Source organism: Streptomyces sp. NPDC049687 (assembly GCF_044465285.1).
In the GTDB taxonomy this organism is placed as follows: domain Bacteria; phylum Actinomycetota; class Actinomycetes; order Streptomycetales; family Streptomycetaceae; genus Streptomyces.
Map to the genome: position 1 here is coordinate 22,017 of NZ_JBITLN010000011.1, position 15,148 is coordinate 37,164.

Below are 15,148 nucleotides of genomic sequence, written 5' to 3' on the forward strand. Positions count from 1 at the left end.
GGGACCGGAGGCGATGACCTCCACCTTCCTCCCGGACAAGCGCAGCGGCCCGGACGTCGATCACCGGCCGGTGGCCACCGGGGCGGACCGCGGACGGGCGCGGCGGCGGGTGCTGCACTGGCTCACCGCCGTCGGCTTCCAGGTGCCAGCCCTGGTGCTGTTCGGCACGCTGGTGCTGCTGCCGATGCTGTTCGCGCTGTACACCGCCTTCTTCCGCTGGGGCGGCTTCGGAATGCCCGAGGACTTCATCGGCGGCGACAACTTCACCCGTCTCTTCAAGGACCCGGTGTTCCTGGGCGACCTGTGGCGCTGTCTGGTCCTGGTCGGGCTCTCGCTGCTGCTGCAACTGCCGTTCGCGCTCGCCCTGGCGGTCGCGCTCAACCAGAAGATCCGCGGCCGGGCCGTGTACCGGATGCTGTTCTTCGCGCCGTACATCCTCTCCGAGGCGATCACCGGCGTGCTGTTCAGCATGATCTTCGCCCCGGACGACGGTCTCGCCGACCATCTGCTGGGAGCCGTGGGCCTGGACGGGCTCGGGGGCGAGTGGTTCGCCGATCCGTCCACCGTCATGGCCACTCTCTTCCTGGTCATGACATGGAAGTACTTCGGCTTCCACATGATGCTCTACCTGGCCGGACTGCAGTCCATCCCGGCCGAGTTGACCGAGGCCGCGCTGATCGACGGGGCCGGGCCCTGGCAGCGGTTCCGCAACGTCACGCTGCCGCTGCTGGCGCCGACCCTGCGGATCAGTGTGTTCCTGTCGGTGATCGGTTCCATCCAGCTCTTCGACCTCGTGTGGATCGTCACCGCGGGCGGCCCCGACCATCACTCCGAGACGATGGCCGTGACCATGTTCCAGTACGGCTTCAAGCGCTACCAGGTCGGCTACGCCAGCGCGATCAGTGTGGTCATGTTCGGCATCAGCCTCGTCTTCGCCCTCGCCTACCAGCGGTTCGTGCTCCGCCGTGACCTGGAGGGCGCCACCACGACCATGCGAGGAGGGGGCTCGTGAGCGCCCGCAAGACCAGCCGTACGGGCCGGACCCTGCCCGTGCACCTCGTCCTCGCCGTCGTCGGCGCGGTGATGGCCGTACCCCTGGTGTACGCGGTGCTGTCCGGGTTCAAGTCGACCGACCAGCTCTCCCGGAACCCGATAGGGCTGCCCGATCCCTGGGTCACGTCCAACTACACGGACATCCTCGGCTCCCGTTCCTTCTGGCAGCTGGTCGGCAGCAGCAGCCTCATCGCGGCCGGTACGACGGTGGTGGTGGTCGCGGTGTCCGCGCTGGCCGCGTTCTCCTTCGCGCGGTTCGCCTTCCGGGGCCGGGAGCTGCTGTTCACGCTGTTCACGATGGGGTTGATGTTCCCGTTCGCGGTGGCGGCTCTGCCGCTGTTCCTGCTGCTGCGGTCGATGGACCTGCTGGACAACCCGCTCGGGGTGATCCTGCCGCAGGCCGCGTTCGGGCTGCCGATGACCATCGTCATCCTGCGCGGCTTCTTCCGGGAGATCCCGGCCGAGCTGGAGGAGGCGGCCACCCTCGACGGCTGCGGGCCGTTCGGCTTCTTCTGGCGGATCCTGCTGCCGATGGCCCGGCCCGCGCTCGGCACTGTCTCCGTGCTCGCGGTGGTCGCCAGCTGGAACAACTTCTTCCTGCCGCTGCTGGTGTTCAACGAGCCCACCTGGTGGACCCTGCCGATCGGGGTGCAGCAGTTCCAGGGCCAGTACTCCGCCGAGTACGCGCGGATCTTCGCCTATCTCGTCCTCGCCATGGTTCCCGCCCTGGCCTTCTACTCCGTCGCCGAGCGCCAGCTCGTCGGCGGGCTCGCCGCCGGCGCCACGAAGGGATGACCCGCGCCGCCCACGCTCGACCAACCGTGAGGAGTCGCTCCATGTCCAGCACCTCCCGCACCCGGTTCAGACTCGCCGGAGCCCTCGCCGCCGTCCTGGTCGCCGCCGGGATCGCGGGCGGCCCGGCCGCCCAGGCGCACGAGAAGCCGCAGAGAACCCTCGCCGACCTCGCCGAGCGCCACGGCCGCTACTTCGGCAGCGCCACGGACAACCCCGAACTCACCGACACCGCCTACACGAAGATCCTCGGCGGCGAGTTCGACATGATCACCCCCGGCAACGGCATGAAGTGGTACGCCACCGAGCCCCAGCAGGGTGTCTTCGACTGGACGGCCGGCGACGAGATCGTCGATCTCGCGCGCGACCACCACCAGAAGGTCCGCGCCCACACCCTCGTCTGGCACAGCCAGCTGCCCGGCTGGCTGACCGGCAAGGAGTGGACGGCCGACGAGCTGCGGGCCGTACTGAAGAAGCACATCCAGACCGAGGTGCGCCACTACCGGGGCAAGGTCTACTCCTGGGACGTCGTCAACGAGGCGTTCAACGAGGACGGCACCTACCGTGAGACGGTCTTCTACAAGACCCTCGGCCCCGGCTACATCGCCGATGCCCTGCGCTGGGCCCACGAGGCCGACCCCAGGGCGAAGCTCTACCTCAACGACTACAACATCGAGGCGGTCGGCCCGAAGAGCGACGCCTACTACACCCTGGCCAAGGAGCTGAGGGCGCGGGGCGTCCCGCTCGACGGCATCGGGCTGCAGGCCCATCTCGCCCTGCAGTACGGCTATCCGACGACCCTGGAGGACAACCTCCGGCGCTTCGCCCGCCTCGGCCTGGACACCGCGCTCACCGAGGTCGACGTACGGATGCTGCTGCCCGCGACCGAGGAGAAGCTGGCGCAGCAGGCCGAGTGGTACGGGGATCTGACCCAGGCGTGCCTGGCGGTGCGGCGGTGTGTGGGGATCACGGTGTGGGACTACACCGACAAGTACTCCTGGATCCCGGCCTTCTTCCCCGGTCAGGGAGCCGCCCTGCCGTGGGACGAGCAGCTCGCGCCGAAGCCTGCCTACCACGCGATCCGGGACGCGCTCAGCTAGCTCTGTCGCGAGGGGGCGCGGTGCTGGAGCGGATCACCAACTCCGTGCCCAGTTCCACCCGCGGCGAGCCGGGATGCTCGCCGCGGGCCAGGCGCAGGACCGTGCGGACGGCCAGCTTGCCCATGTCGGCCAGCGGCTGGCGGACGGTGGTCAGGGGAGGGGACGACCAGCGGACTTCCGGAAGATCGTCGAAACCGACGACGCTCATGTCCTCCGGGACGCGCAGACCGCGCCGGCGCAGCGCCTCGATCGCGCCCAGCGCCATCTGGTCGCTGGCCGCGAAGAGAGCGGTGGGCGGTTCGGGCAGGTCGAGGAGGGCGGTGCAGCCGGTGAAGCCCGACTCGGGGTGGAAGTCGCCGGGGACGACGAGGGTGTCGTCGACGGCGACACCGGCCGCTTCCAGGGCGGCGCGGTAGCCGTCGTAGCGGGCGCGGGAGCACAGCAGCCGGGGCGGGCCCGCGATCAGGCCGACGCGGCGGTGGCCGAGTGCCAGCAGGTGCGCGGTGGCGGCCAGGCCGCCGGACCAGTTGGCGGCGCCGATCGTCGGGGTGTCGACGGCGGGCGAGCCCATCGGGTCGACGACGACCAGCGGGACGCCCAGGATGCGCAACTGGTCGTGCAGCGTGGGCTCGAGGGCCGAGGTGACCAGGATGACGCCGTCGGAGGCGCGGGCGCGCAGGTTGCGCATCCACTCGCGGGCGTCGCCGGAGCGGCCGTGGATGGCTGACACCACCGTCCCTACGCCGGCCGCGTGGGCGACCTCCTCGACGCCCCGGATGATCTCCACCGCCCAGGGGCTGTCGAGGTCGTTGAAGACCAGGTCGAGCAGGGCGGCACGGGCGGGTGAGGAGGCGGCGGGGCGCTTGCGGTAGCCGTGCTGCCGGAGCAACTCCTCGATGCGGGCCCGGGTCTGCGGCGAGACGTCGGAGCGGCCGTTGACGACCCGGGACACCGTCGGCACCGAGACGCCGGCCCGGCGGGCGATCTCCGTGATCGTGACCCTGCCGTGCGCCGCCGGTGCCGTCTCGTCCACCGCCACTTGCCCACCTCCGTCGCCGCGTTCCGGCACGGCCGCCGAAACTTCCAGGAGTCTTCCGGAAAGCGGACGGCCGTGGAAGACACGGGTGGGGAAAGAAGGGCGGGGGGTACGCGCAGGGCGTGGCGGTGGAAGAGGTGCGTACGGAACGGAAGGCGGGGCAACCGGCAGTGATGGGTGGTCGAAGGGGCGTGTACGGAAGGGAAGGCGGGGGACACGGGGAGTGAGCGGGCTCGGACATGCGTCGGGGCCGGTGCGCAGGCGGTGCGGCTGCGGTCCGGCCCCTCGAAGTCCCCGGACGGCGGTCCCGCGCCGTCCGGGTGGTGCTCAGGCTGCGGTCACGACCCGGTGCGGGGCGATGACCTGGCCGTCCGGCAGGAGCTCACCGGTGTCCTCGAAAAGCAGGACGCCGTTGCACAGCAGGCTCCAGCCCTGTTCGGGGTGGTGCGCCACGAGTCGGGCGGACTCCCGGTCGGCGGAGGTTGCTGTCGGGCACGGCGGCTGGTGCTGGCACATGGCTGGGTTCTTCCGCTCTGGCGTGATGTGTGTGATGGATGATGTCGTGTGTGTCCCGCGGCGTGAAGCGTCGTCTACGTCGTTCATGGCCGCCCCCCGTTGTGATAAGTCGGTCGGAACCCCAGTGTTGCCCTCCGGACGTCGATCCGCAGGGATTTCGCGGCACCGCTCCTCACAGGTTGATGACGCATCACCCGCGCGGGCGGTTCATCTCAACTGCACTGTCACTTCGGGTGGTTTCCGGTGGCCGGATGGGGCTAGTCCGGGCGGGGGCGCGGGGACGAACATCCACGAACACCGGCGAACAGCCGCGAACACCTCCGAAAGCACCGTACCCCGCCACCGGGGCCGCGGTGGCGGGGTACGGGCGTTCGCGGGGTCGGCGTCAGGCGGGCGAGCCGAGCAGGGGTGGCGCCGACGGGGTCACCCGGAGGGTCAGCACCGGGAGCAGCTCGGCGACCCGGTGGGCCCGGTGGGCGGCGATCCCGGGCGGTGCCGGGGCCAGCGGCACCAGCAGGTCGGTCGCGGCGGGGTGACCGGTGGTGCCGTCGGTGTCGGTGTCGCCGTGCAGCCAGAGCGTGAGCATGTAGAGCCCGGGCACCGACAGCAGGCGCGCCTGGTAGGCCTGGGTCGCCGATTCCGCCTGCCGCAGGGCGCGTTCGGTGGAGGCGATGTAGGGGCCCTCGAAGAAATGGGAGAACGCCCAGCCGTCGGGGGTGAGTCGGGTCTCGGCCGCCGCGACGGCCCGGTCCCCGCAGCGGATCAGGAAGCGCCAGCCGGCCAGCCGGGTCGCGGACACGCCCTCGGGCGTGACCCGGTCCAGGACGAACAGCGGCAGCGGGAGTTCGGGGGTGGCCTCCTCCTGCGCGGTGCGCAGGGAGGGGGTGTGGGCCTCGCGGACCGCGGTGGGGGAACCGAGGGCCATGAGGACGGAGCGAAGGGCGGGCGCGGGTGCCGGAGGGACATGCAGCGGCATGGTGGGTCGCCTCTCATTCACAGGCGGTGGCGCGAGGGCGGGGGCGGACGGCGCTGTCAGCTAGCTCTCGTCAGGTCGGAGAGGCGAGGGCCGGGGTCTCGGGACAGCCGGGTGCGCGAGCGGCCCGCCGTCACTTGGACGACAGGCTCCTTCGACCGCGGGTGCCCACCTTCTCCGCCTTGTGCGAGGAGTTTATACGACGCGTGTTCAGGCTGTGTTTCGTCTAGTCGACTCCGGGACACTCGGCAAGGGTTCATTCGGTCGGCGATACGTGTGAATCATCCCGATTCAGATCGGCCCCTGCCGCGTTGACCTCGGGATATGTGCGCGTAACGGTCGGCCCATTCTCGTCGGACTTTTTCACGAGTTCCGGGTGTGAGTTCCCGAGTTCGTGAAAGAGCCTCTGCCGCTTGCCCCGTGAATGTGCCTCCGGACACCTCCGGGGTACTTCCGGTCAGACTAGCGGGTGACGCGACCGGCGGGGACGTTATCGATCGGTCCGGCTGGGCATCATCCCACCTGACCCGGGAGACCGGCGGCCGGATCCTCGGTCCGCCCATGCGAGGAAGGACGCTTCGATGGGGGAGAAGGTCGTGGCAGGCGCGTTCGACCTGTCCGATCGGCAGCAGTACCGCGACAAGCTCCGGCGGTGTCTGACGGGGCTGGAGCGGCTTCTGGCCCAGAAGCGCTTCGACCGGCCCAGGAACCTCATGGGGCTTGAGATCGAGCTGAATCTCGCGGGCGCCGACGGCCTGCCGAAAATGCTGAATGGTGAAGTGCTCGAGAGGATCGCGAGCCGCGATTTCCAAACAGAACTCGCCATGTTCAACCTGGAAGTCAACATAGCTCCACATCCCTTGGGCGGCAGAGTATTCGACCGGCTTGCCGAGGAACTCCGTACGTCACTGGCATATGCCCATCGAAAGGCCGGCGAGGTCGACGCGGGAATCGTGATGATCGGTATTCTGCCGACTCTCGACCGTGACGATCTGGTCTCGTCCAATCTTTCGGACGTCGACCGCTACACCCTTCTCAACGACCAGATCGTGGCCGCCCGCGGCGAGGACTTCGCCCTCGACATCGACGGGGTGGAACGGCTCTCCTGCACCTCCAAGTCGATCGTGCCCGAGGCGGCCTGCACCTCCGTGCAGCTGCACCTCCAGGTCACCCCGGCCCGCTTCGCCGACGTGTGGAACGCGGCGCAGGCCGTCAGCGCCGCGCAGATCGCCGTGGGCGCCAACTCGCCGTTCCTCTTCGGCCGCGAGCTGTGGCGCGAGTCCCGGCCGCCGCTGTTCCAGCAGGCCACCGACACCCGTCCGCCCGAGCTCCAGGCACAGGGCGTGCGGCCGCGCACCTGGTTCGGTGAGCGGTGGATCAGCTCCGCGTACGAGCTGTTCGAGGAGAACCTGCGCTACTTTCCGGCACTGCTGCCCATCTGCGAGGACGAGGACCCGCTGAAGGTGCTGGAGGCCGGGGGCATCCCGTCGCTCGCCGAGCTGGTCCTGCACAACGGGACGATCTACCGCTGGAACCGGCCCGTGTACGGCATCGCCGACGGCGTCCCGCATCTGCGCGTGGAGAACCGCGTGCTGCCCGCCGGACCCACCGTGACCGACGTGATCGCCAACGCGGCCTTCTACTACGGCGTCGTCCGCGCCCTGGCCGAGGACGCCCGCCCCGTGTGGTCCCGGCTGCCGTTCGAGGCGGCCGGGGCGAACTTCGAAGCGGCGTGCCGGTACGGCATCGACGCCCGGTTGCAGTGGCCGCGGCGGGGGCGGCTGGGGGGCGTGGGCGAGGTCGACGCGGTGAGTCTCGTGCGGGACGAGCTGTTGCCGTTGGCCGAGGCCGGGCTGGACGCGTGGGGGGTGGAGCCGGCCGACCGGGACTACTACCTGGGGGTCATCGAGGAGCGGTGCCGGCGGCGGGCCAATGGGGCGACGTGGCAGGTGGCGACGTTTCGGCGGGCGGTGGAGGCGGGGTTGTCGCGGGACGCGGCACTGGCTGCCACGACACGACGCTATGCCGAGCTCTCACGCGTGGGGGAGCCGGTGCACACGTGGTCCGTGGGGTTGCCGGAGGCCGTGTCCGTCGGGTGAGATCCGGCCGCGTTCGGTTGTTCGCGGGGTGCGGGTGAGGGGAGGGGGCTGCTCGCGCAGTTTCCCGCGTCCCCGGGTCGGCTCGTCCCGCGCTGGTCATCGGTTCAGGGGGTGCCGCCGTTCGCGCCGTGGTCATGGGGCAAGCTGTGACGTCCCATGACTGGAAGCGGGTGTGCAGGTGGCGGAGGCGGGGTCGGTGGCCGGTTCTCTTGACGAGCGGCCCTCGCGGCGGATTCTTCGGGACGAGACGCTGCTCGTGCTCGGGCTTTCGCTCGGTGCGAGTGGTGTGTCTGCTCTCATCAGCTTTGTGGGATCCGTCACCAAGCCGGGAGGGCTGAAGGACCAGGCGGCGACACTCAACGCCTCCGCCGCTCCGGGCCGCCCGTGGCTGGACCTCGCCTGGCAGCTGTTCGGGATCGCCACGGCGCTCATCCCGGTGGCGCTCGTCGCGCACTTCCTGCTGCGCGAGGGGCGCAGCCTGCGGACACTGGGCTTCGACCGCACCCGCCCCTGGCCGGACCTGGGCCGCGGGGCGGCGATCGCGGCGGTGATCGGCAGCACCGGCATCGCCTTCTACCTGGTCGCCCGGGGACTCGGCTTCAACCTCACCGTGGTCCCGGAGGCACTGCCCGAGGTGTGGTGGAAGTACCCCGTGCTGATCCTGTCCGCCGTGCAGAACGCGATCCTCGAAGAGGTCATCGTGGTCGGCTATCTGCTGCGCCGCCTCGGGCAGCTGGGCTGGACCCCGGGCACCGCGCTGGTCGCCAGTGCCGTGCTGCGCGGCTCGTACCACCTCTACCAGGGCGTCGGCGGGTTCATCGGCAACATGGTGATGGGCGTGGTGTTCGTCTACCTCTACCGCCGCTGGGGGCGGGTGGGGCCGCTGGTGGTGGCGCACTCGCTGCTCGACATCGGGGCGTTCGTGGGGTACGCGCTGCTGGCGGGGAAGGTGGGGTGGCTTCCCACGGCCTGAGCCACCCCGGTCGCTTCCGCTATGCGAGCAGCTCGCCCTCGATGACCGTCACCGCGCGGCCGGTCAGCAGGGTGCGGTCGCCGCGCAGTTCGGTGCCTACCCGGCCGCAGCGGGCGGAGGCCTGCAGGCCGGTGAGGAGGCTACGGCCGAGGCGTTCGGTCCAGTACGGGGCCAGGGCGGTGTGGGCGCTGCCGGTGACCGGGTCCTCGTCGATGCCGACGTTCGGGAAGAAGTAGCGGGAGACGAAGTCGTAGCCCAGGGCGGGGTTCTCGGCGCGGGCGGTCGCGATGATGCCGCGCCGGGAGTAGGCGCCGAGGGCCTTGTGGTCCGGGCGCAACGCGTGGACGGTCTTCTCGTCGGCCAGCTCCACCAGCAGATCGCCCACGTGCGGACCGGTGTCGACGGCGGTGACCGGCTCGGCGCCCAGAGCCTCGGCGATCCCGTCCGGCAGTTCGGCCGGGGTGAGCGGGGCGGTCGGGAAGTCCAGGGTGATCGAGCCGTCCCCGGAGGGGGTGGCGACCAGGACACCGCTGCGGGTGGCGAAGCGCACGGGGCCCTCGTGGGCGCCCGTGGTGTGCAGGACGTGGGCGGTGGCGAGAGTGGCGTGGCCGCACATGTCGACCTCGGTGACGGGCGTGAACCAGCGCAGCGCCCAGTCGGCCTCGCCGCCCGCCGGGAGCGGGTGGGCGAAGGCCGTCTCGGCGTGGTTCACCTCCAGGGCCACGCTCTGGAGCCGGTCCTCGCCGGGGAACGAGTCGAGCAGCAGGACCCCGGCCGGGTTGCCGGCGAAGGGGCGGTCGGTGAAGGCGTCGACGATTCGAATCCGCATGCCGCTGACGGTAGGGGTGGGCGCAGGGCTCGGCCAAGGCCAATCCGGGAATACTGGACCGTTTTTGCCGAGCCACCTGGGTGGGGCGTGCGGTGGGAGCCCCGGGGGGCCCTCTCCGGAGAGCGCGGGTCCCCCGGGCCGGCGGCCTCGGCGCGACCACAGGCCATCGCCCGGAGCCGTGCGCCAAGTACCGTATGGTTGCGGGTCGTTGACGGGGGCACGAAGGCGTCGGGTGGGGCAGGGCGCCCCTCGTGAGGAGGAAACGGTGCTGCGGGACGACGGCACGGTGGTCGTGACGGGGGCGTCCGGTTTCATCGGATCGCACGCGCTCCGGGCGCTGCTGGACCCGCGAGTACGGAGCGACGGCGGGCCGGCGCCGCGGGTGCGCGCCCTGGTGCGAAGGGTTCCCGAGGGCGGCCCTTCCCTCGAGTCCGTCGAGTGGGTGCGCGGTGATCTCACCGATCCGGGCTCGGTGCGCGGCCTCTGCGAGGGTGCCCGCGCCGTCGTCCATCTGGCCTCGTACATCGGCGGGGACGAGGGGCTGTGCGAGGCGGTCAACGTCGAGGGGACCCGCCTGCTGCTGGAGGAGGCGGCGCGGGCCGGCGTGGGCCGGGTGGTGCATCTGTCGACCGCCGCCGTCTACGGCAGCGGACCGCACCGGGGTGTCGCGGTCGACGGGATCCCCGCCGAACCGGCCTCCGCCGTGAGCAGGACACGGCTGGCGGGGGAGGGGCACGCGCGCCGGGCGGGGGCCGTCGTACTGCGCCCGGGAATCGTGCTCGGAGCCGGTGACCGGTGGGTCGTACCCGCGTTGCGTGAGCTGGTGCAGCGGGTGCCGGCCGAGTGGGACGGCGGGCGGGCGCTGCTGACCGTGGTGGACGCCGGTGACCTCGCCCGGCTGATCGCCGCCGTCGCCGTGGCCGAGCCCCCGGTGCCGCCCGGCGTCCACCACGCGGGGCATCCGGAGCCCGTGCGCATCGGCGACCTGCTGGCAGGGCTGGCCGCGCAGGGTGTGCTGCCGCCACGGCCGGACGCCGACTGGCCGCTTCCGGTGTGCCTGGAGCGGCTGCGGACGACACCGGGGCGGGCATCGGAGCGGCAGTTCAGGCTGGCCGCCGAGGACCACTGGTACCTCGCCGACGACCTCTGGAAGCTGACCGGCTGTCCCCCGGGCCCCGGCCCGCTGAGCCGCCTCGTGGACTCGGCGGCCTGGTACCGGACCCACCTGGGGCTGCCCGTGGGAGCTTGAATCCTCCCGCTGCGCGGGGGAGCCGGAACCCTGGGATGCTGGAGATGGCGAGCGCTACCCATGATCGAACGGTGACCCGGGGCGGTGAGCGCATTGGTTGGGCTCGAGGAAGAGGGTGCGGAGCCGGCGGCTTCGGAGGCCGATCCCCGAGGAGACCCGTATCTGCGCACGCGGTTCGCGCTGCCGGCGCGTCCGGCGACGTTCCTGCGCCGGGAGCGTCTGGTCAGACACCTCGACCAGGCCTCGCACACCCCGCTGACCATGGTGAACGGCCCCGCCGGTGCGGGAAAGACCCTGCTGGTCGCCGGGTGGGCGGCCGAGCGGGAGCCGGCCGTCGCCTGGTTCACCACCGAAGCCGCCGACCAGGGCCCCGGGATGTTCTGGGCGTATCTGCTCCAGGCGCTGCGGGCCTCCGGGGTACCGCCGCCCGCCGGGGTCGGCAGCCCCGCGGACGCCAGCCGGGTGCCCCGGACGCTGCTGGCCCGGCTCGCCGCCGAACTCAGCGCACGCGAGCGGCCCGTCACCGTGGTCCTCGACGAGTACGACCAGGTCCGCGACCCGGAGATCGCGGAACAGCTGGAGTTCGTGCTCCACCACGCGGGAGGGGGCCTGCGCCTGATCCTCGTCACGCGCACGGAACCGCTGCTGCCGCTGCACCGCTACCGTGCCGCGGGCGAGCTGACCGAGATCCGGGGCGCCGAGCTGGCCTTCACCCCGGAGGAGACCGCGGAACTGCTCACCCTGCACGGGCTGCACCTCCCCCTGCACGCGGCGGGCGCCCTGGTGGAACGCACCCGGGGCTGGGCCGCCGGCCTCAGACTGTGCGCCCTGGCCGCGCAGGAGAGCCCGGATCCGGAGACGTATCTCAAGGAGTTCGAGGCCGACCGCAGTACCGTCGCCGACTTCCTGCTGGCGGAGGTGCTCAAGCAGCAGACCCCCGAGGTCCAGGACCTCCTGCTGCGGGTCAGCGTTCTCGAACGCTTCTGTCCCGAGCTGGCCGACGCGCTGACCGGGCGCACCGACTCCGAACCCATCCTGACCGGGCTGCACCGGGAGAACGCCTTCGTCGAGGACCTCGGACACTCCTGGTACCGGCTCCACCCGCTGTTCGGCGAGATCCTGCGGGCCCATCTGCGGGTGCGCGCCCCCGGTCTGGAACCCGAACTCCACCGGCGGGCCGCGCGGTGGCTCGGGCGCTCCGGATTCCTCAGGGAGACGCTCGGACACGGCGCCGCCGCGGGCGACTGGCAGTTCACGGCCGGTGCCCTCGTCGACGACCTCGCCGTCGGCCGGCTCTTCACCGGGCTGAGCTCCGACGGCCTGGCCGAGCTGTTCTCCCGGATGGGGCCCGAGGCCACCGGCCCGGCGACGGATCTCGTCCGGGCGGCCCGCGAGCTGTCCCGGTGCGACCTCGAACACGCTCTGGCCCATCTGCACCGGGCCGAGGAGGGGTTGGCGGAGGTGCCCGGGGCGCCCGCTCCGGGCCTGGCAGCCGCTCGGCTGAGTCACGCCCTGCTGGAGGCCTCGGTGGCACGGCTGGCCGGCTCGCCCGCGCGGGCGGAGGCGGCCCTGGAGGAGGCCGAGCAGGTGCGGGGCCGGGTCCCCGCGCATCTGCTGGACAAGCACCCCGAGGTCATCGCCCTGCTGCTGACCCATGTGGGCTCGACGCGGCTGTGGGCCGGGCGGCTCGAGGAGGCGGGGGCCGCCCTGACCCTGGCCGCCGACTGCGCCGGCGGAGCCTCGACGGCACTGGTGCGCGAGGACGCCCTGGGCCGGCTGGCCCTGATCGACTGTTTGAACGGCTGGCCCGGCAGGGCGGAGCGCAAGGCCCGGGAGGCGGTGAAGGAGACCGAGAGGTTCGGGCTGCCCCGGTCGGCCGGCTCCGGCATGGCGTGGCTCGTCCTGGCCGCCCTGGCCGTCGACCGCGACGAACTGGACGAGGCACGGGCCCTCCTCGACGCGGCGGCCGAATCACACCCCGCGCTGCGTGACCCGGTGAGGGAGGCCGGCCGTGTCCTCGCCACCGCACGGCTGCACCTGGCGCTCGGCGACACACGGGCCGCGCTCGCAGCGGTGGAGCCGACTGTTCCCGCCGAGACCAGGTCCCCCTGGGCCGACGGACAGGCGGCGCTGGTGGCCTGCGCCGTACACCTCGCCGAAGGGCGACCCGAGGCCGGGGCCCGGCTGCTGCGGGAGGTGCCCGACGAGCAGGTGGCCTGTGCCGTGGAGGCGGCGCGGGCCCGGCTGGCGGCGGGTGAGCCCGGGGCGGCGGTCGAACTGCTCGACCGAGTGCGTCCCGAAGGCCGCTTCGGTCCCGCGGTGACCGTTCGGGCCACGCTGATGAGGGCCCGGGCCGCCGACGAGACGGGCGATCGGGCCGCCGCGCGCCGGCTCCTCGCCAGGGCCCTGCGCGAGGCGCGGCGCGAGCAGCTGCGCCGGCCCTTCCTCGAAGCCGGACCGTGGCTCCGGCCCCTCCTCGGCACGGCGCCCCTGCGGGATCTGGCCCGGGGCTGGCTCACCCCCGACCCGCCCCCGCCCGAGACGGATCACGAGCTTCCGGTGGTGGTGGAGGAGCTGAGCGGACGCGAGCGCGATGTGCTGCGACGGCTGGCCCTGATGATGCCCACGGAGGAGATCGCCGCGGATCTGTACGTGTCGGTGAACACGGTCAAGACCCACCTCAAGAGCGCCTACCGGAAGCTGGGGGTCAACCGCCGCCACGACGCGGTACGCCGTGCGCGCGAGCTCGGGCTGATGTGACCCGCGTGATCGGCAGGACCCGATTCGCCCCCGGCGGGTGAGGCGCGGCACCGGTTCCTCGGATGGGATCGGGGTGGCGGCCGGTCTCCTGTCGGCCGCTGCCCGGCCGGCTCCGCCGGTGTCCCGGGCGGCCCCCGACTCGGCGAGGTGGATGACGTGACACGCTGGCGGGCTCTGATCGTCCTGGGTACCGCCCAGTTCCTGATGGTTCTGGACACGTCCGTCATGAACGTCTCCATCAGCCAACTGGTCGAGGACTTCGACACCGAAGTGACCGCCATCCAGGCCGTCATCACCCTGTACGCGCTGGTCATGGCGGCCTTCATGATTCTGGGAGGCCGGTGCGGCGACATCCTCGGACGGCGCCGACTGTTCCTCCTCGGGCTCGTCGTGTACGGCACCGGCTCGGCCCTGACCGCCGTGGCGCCCACCCTGTGGGTCCTCGCCCTGGGCTGGTCCGTGATCGAAGGCCTCGGCGCCGCGATGGTGCTGCCGGCCATGGCCGCCCTGGTCGCCGAGTCCTACCACGGGCGGGACCGAGCCGTCGCCTACGGCGTCATCGGCGGGCTCGCAGGTGCGGGCATCGCGGTCGGACCGCTGCTGGGCGGCTGGGTGACGACGTACCTCACCTGGCGGCTCGTCTTCGCCGGTGAGGTGGTGGTCGTGCTGGCGGTGCTCGCCTTCCGCCGGGTGATCACCGAGGCCCCGCGGACCGGTCCGCGGCCCCACCTGGACGGTGTCGGCGCCGCGCTGTCGGCGGCCGGCCTGGGGTTGGGTGTGCTCGGCGTGCTGCAGAGCGGTACCTGGGGCTGGGTGCGACCGCGCAACCCGCCCTTCACCGTCCTGGGATTCGCGCCGACCCTGTTCGTGATCGGCGCCGGCGTGGCCGTGCTGGCCGTCTTCGTGCGCTGGGAGAGGCACAGGGAGGACCGGCACGCCGATCCCCTGGTGGATCTTTCGCTGCTGCGCATCCCCGCGCTGCGCTCCGGCCTGTTGTGCCTGCTGAGCCAGAACCTCATCCTGCTGGGCCTGTTCTTCACCATCCCCCTCTATCTGCAGGTCGTCCAGGGCTTCGACGCCTTCGAGACCGGTCTGCGCCTGCTGCCCGTGTCCGTCACCATGCTCGCGGCCTCGATGCTCGCCGCGCGGCTGGGACGTGCGGCGGGACCGCGCCGGGTGGTGCGGCTGGCGCTGCTGACCCTGGTCGCCGCCATCGTGTGGCTGCTGGCCACCATCGACCCGGTGATCGACGACGCGCAGTTCGCCTGCGCCATGGCGCTGCTCGGCGTCGGGATGGGCCTGCTCGCCTCGCAGCTCGGCAACGTCGTGCAGTCCAGCGTGGGCGAGGAGGAACGCAGCGAGGTCGGCGGGCTGCAGTTCACCGCCCAGAACCTGGGGTCCGCGCTGGGCACCGCGCTCATCGGGTCGCTGCTCGTCGGCGCCCTCGCCCAGGCCTTCACCACCCAGGTGGAGGACGATCCGAGGCTGTCGGAGGAGGCCAGGCAGCAGACGAGCCTGGCCTTGGAAGCCGGGATCAGCTTCGTCCCCACGGATCAGGTGCGTTCGGCGGCCGAGCGCGCCGGTCTGCCGCCGCCGGAGGTCGACGCGCTCACGGAGTCCTACGCGTCGGCGCAGCTCGACGGTCTGAAGGCGGCGATCCTGGCGGCCGGAGGGATCACCCTGGCCAGTTTCCTGGTGACCTCGCATCTGCCGGGCCGGCCGGCCGGGGCCGAGCCGTCGCGCGTCCGCGCGGCCTGACCCGTGGAGG

General features: G+C 72.0%; 12 protein-coding genes. 8 read left to right on the plus strand and 4 right to left on the minus strand.

Translation table 11 applies throughout. The features are described 5' to 3' along the window. The first annotated feature begins 13 nt into the window (after positions 1 to 13). From ACIBVL_RS30160 to ACIBVL_RS30170, 3 genes are all read left to right on the plus strand, one after another. Positions 14 to 1,012: a carbohydrate ABC transporter permease gene (locus ACIBVL_RS30160; protein ID WP_399101890.1), complete on the plus strand. Its 999-nt coding sequence runs from the start codon at positions 14 to 16 to the stop codon at positions 1,010 to 1,012. 71 nt (positions 1,013 to 1,083) lie between these two features. After that, entirely contained in the window at positions 1,084 to 1,848 is a 765-nt protein-coding gene (locus ACIBVL_RS30165) for a carbohydrate ABC transporter permease (protein WP_399102368.1), read from the plus strand. A gap of 41 nt (positions 1,849 to 1,889) precedes the next feature. After that, complete coding sequence (locus ACIBVL_RS30170; RefSeq protein ID WP_399101892.1) at positions 1,890 to 2,945, plus strand: endo-1,4-beta-xylanase; 1,056 nt, start codon at positions 1,890 to 1,892, stop codon at positions 2,943 to 2,945. On the opposite strand, the gene ACIBVL_RS30175 is transcribed toward ACIBVL_RS30170, so the two are convergent. From ACIBVL_RS30175 to ACIBVL_RS30185, 3 genes are all read right to left on the minus strand, one after another. Beyond that, positions 2,938 to 3,984, minus strand: a complete 1,047-nt coding sequence (locus ACIBVL_RS30175) for a LacI family DNA-binding transcriptional regulator (RefSeq protein ID WP_399101894.1) — start codon at positions 3,982 to 3,984, stop codon at positions 2,938 to 2,940. The two genes, ACIBVL_RS30170 and ACIBVL_RS30175, sit on opposite strands and share 8 nt — an antisense overlap. Positions 3,985 to 4,308: 324 nt before the next feature. Beyond that, positions 4,309 to 4,497 (minus strand): DUF5999 family protein, encoded by a 189-nt coding sequence (locus ACIBVL_RS30180; RefSeq protein ID WP_055632223.1) that lies wholly within the window; start codon positions 4,495 to 4,497, stop codon positions 4,309 to 4,311. Between the two features lie 385 nt (positions 4,498 to 4,882). After that, complete coding sequence (locus ACIBVL_RS30185; protein ID WP_399101896.1) at positions 4,883 to 5,473, minus strand: hypothetical protein; 591 nt, start codon at positions 5,471 to 5,473, stop codon at positions 4,883 to 4,885. A gap of 578 nt (positions 5,474 to 6,051) precedes the next feature. Between ACIBVL_RS30185 and ACIBVL_RS30190 the strand changes: the two genes are divergently transcribed. Together ACIBVL_RS30190 and ACIBVL_RS30195 are read left to right on the plus strand one after the other, a co-directional pair. Further along, on the plus strand, positions 6,052 to 7,569 hold the full coding sequence (locus tag ACIBVL_RS30190; RefSeq protein ID WP_399101898.1) for a glutamate--cysteine ligase: 1,518 nt from the start codon (positions 6,052 to 6,054) through the stop codon (positions 7,567 to 7,569). Positions 7,570 to 7,747: 178 nt separating this feature from the next. Further along, on the plus strand, positions 7,748 to 8,542 hold the full coding sequence (locus ACIBVL_RS30195) for a CPBP family intramembrane glutamic endopeptidase (protein ID WP_399102370.1): 795 nt from the start codon (positions 7,748 to 7,750) through the stop codon (positions 8,540 to 8,542). Between the two features lie 19 nt (positions 8,543 to 8,561). Here the strand turns inward: ACIBVL_RS30195 and ACIBVL_RS30200 are convergent, their stop codons facing one another. Beyond that, positions 8,562 to 9,371, minus strand: a complete 810-nt coding sequence (locus ACIBVL_RS30200) for a PhzF family phenazine biosynthesis protein (RefSeq protein WP_399101900.1) — start codon at positions 9,369 to 9,371, stop codon at positions 8,562 to 8,564. Between the two features lie 265 nt (positions 9,372 to 9,636). On the opposite strand from ACIBVL_RS30200, the gene ACIBVL_RS30205 reads away from it, so the two are divergent. The 3 genes from ACIBVL_RS30205 to ACIBVL_RS30215 all read left to right on the plus strand — a co-directional run bounded on the left by ACIBVL_RS30205 (position 9,637) and on the right by ACIBVL_RS30215 (position 15,138). Further along, positions 9,637 to 10,620, plus strand: coding sequence for an NAD-dependent epimerase/dehydratase family protein (locus ACIBVL_RS30205; protein WP_399101902.1), 984 nt, complete (start codon positions 9,637 to 9,639; stop codon positions 10,618 to 10,620). Positions 10,621 to 10,704: 84 nt separating this feature from the next. Beyond that, complete coding sequence (locus ACIBVL_RS30210) at positions 10,705 to 13,380, plus strand: LuxR C-terminal-related transcriptional regulator (RefSeq protein ID WP_399101904.1); 2,676 nt, start codon at positions 10,705 to 10,707, stop codon at positions 13,378 to 13,380. Positions 13,381 to 13,584: 204 nt separating this feature from the next. Beyond that, complete coding sequence (locus ACIBVL_RS30215; protein ID WP_399102372.1) at positions 13,585 to 15,138, plus strand: MFS transporter; 1,554 nt, start codon at positions 13,585 to 13,587, stop codon at positions 15,136 to 15,138. The last annotated feature ends 10 nt before the right edge of the window (positions 15,139 to 15,148 follow it).

Bases quoted from the DNA above. Each gene is read 5' to 3' on its own strand.
- ACIBVL_RS30215 (WP_399102372.1), top strand. From the start codon at position 13,585: ATGGTTCTGGACACGTCCGTCATGAACGTCTCCATCAGCCAACTGGTC.
- ACIBVL_RS30165 (WP_399102368.1), top strand. From the start codon at position 1,084: ATGGCCGTACCCCTGGTGTACGCGGTGCTGTCCGGGTTCAAGTCGACC.
- ACIBVL_RS30185 (WP_399101896.1), bottom strand. From the start codon at position 5,473: ATGCCGCTGCATGTCCCTCCGGCACCCGCGCCCGCCCTTCGCTCCGTC.
- ACIBVL_RS30180 (WP_055632223.1), bottom strand. From the start codon at position 4,497: ATGTGCCAGCACCAGCCGCCGTGCCCGACAGCAACCTCCGCCGACCGG.
- ACIBVL_RS30200 (WP_399101900.1), bottom strand. From the start codon at position 9,371: ATGCGGATTCGAATCGTCGACGCCTTCACCGACCGCCCCTTCGCCGGC.
- ACIBVL_RS30190 (WP_399101898.1), top strand. From the start codon at position 6,052: ATGGGGGAGAAGGTCGTGGCAGGCGCGTTCGACCTGTCCGATCGGCAG.
- ACIBVL_RS30160 (WP_399101890.1), top strand. From the start codon at position 14: ATGACCTCCACCTTCCTCCCGGACAAGCGCAGCGGCCCGGACGTCGAT.
- ACIBVL_RS30170 (WP_399101892.1), top strand. From the start codon at position 1,890: ATGTCCAGCACCTCCCGCACCCGGTTCAGACTCGCCGGAGCCCTCGCC.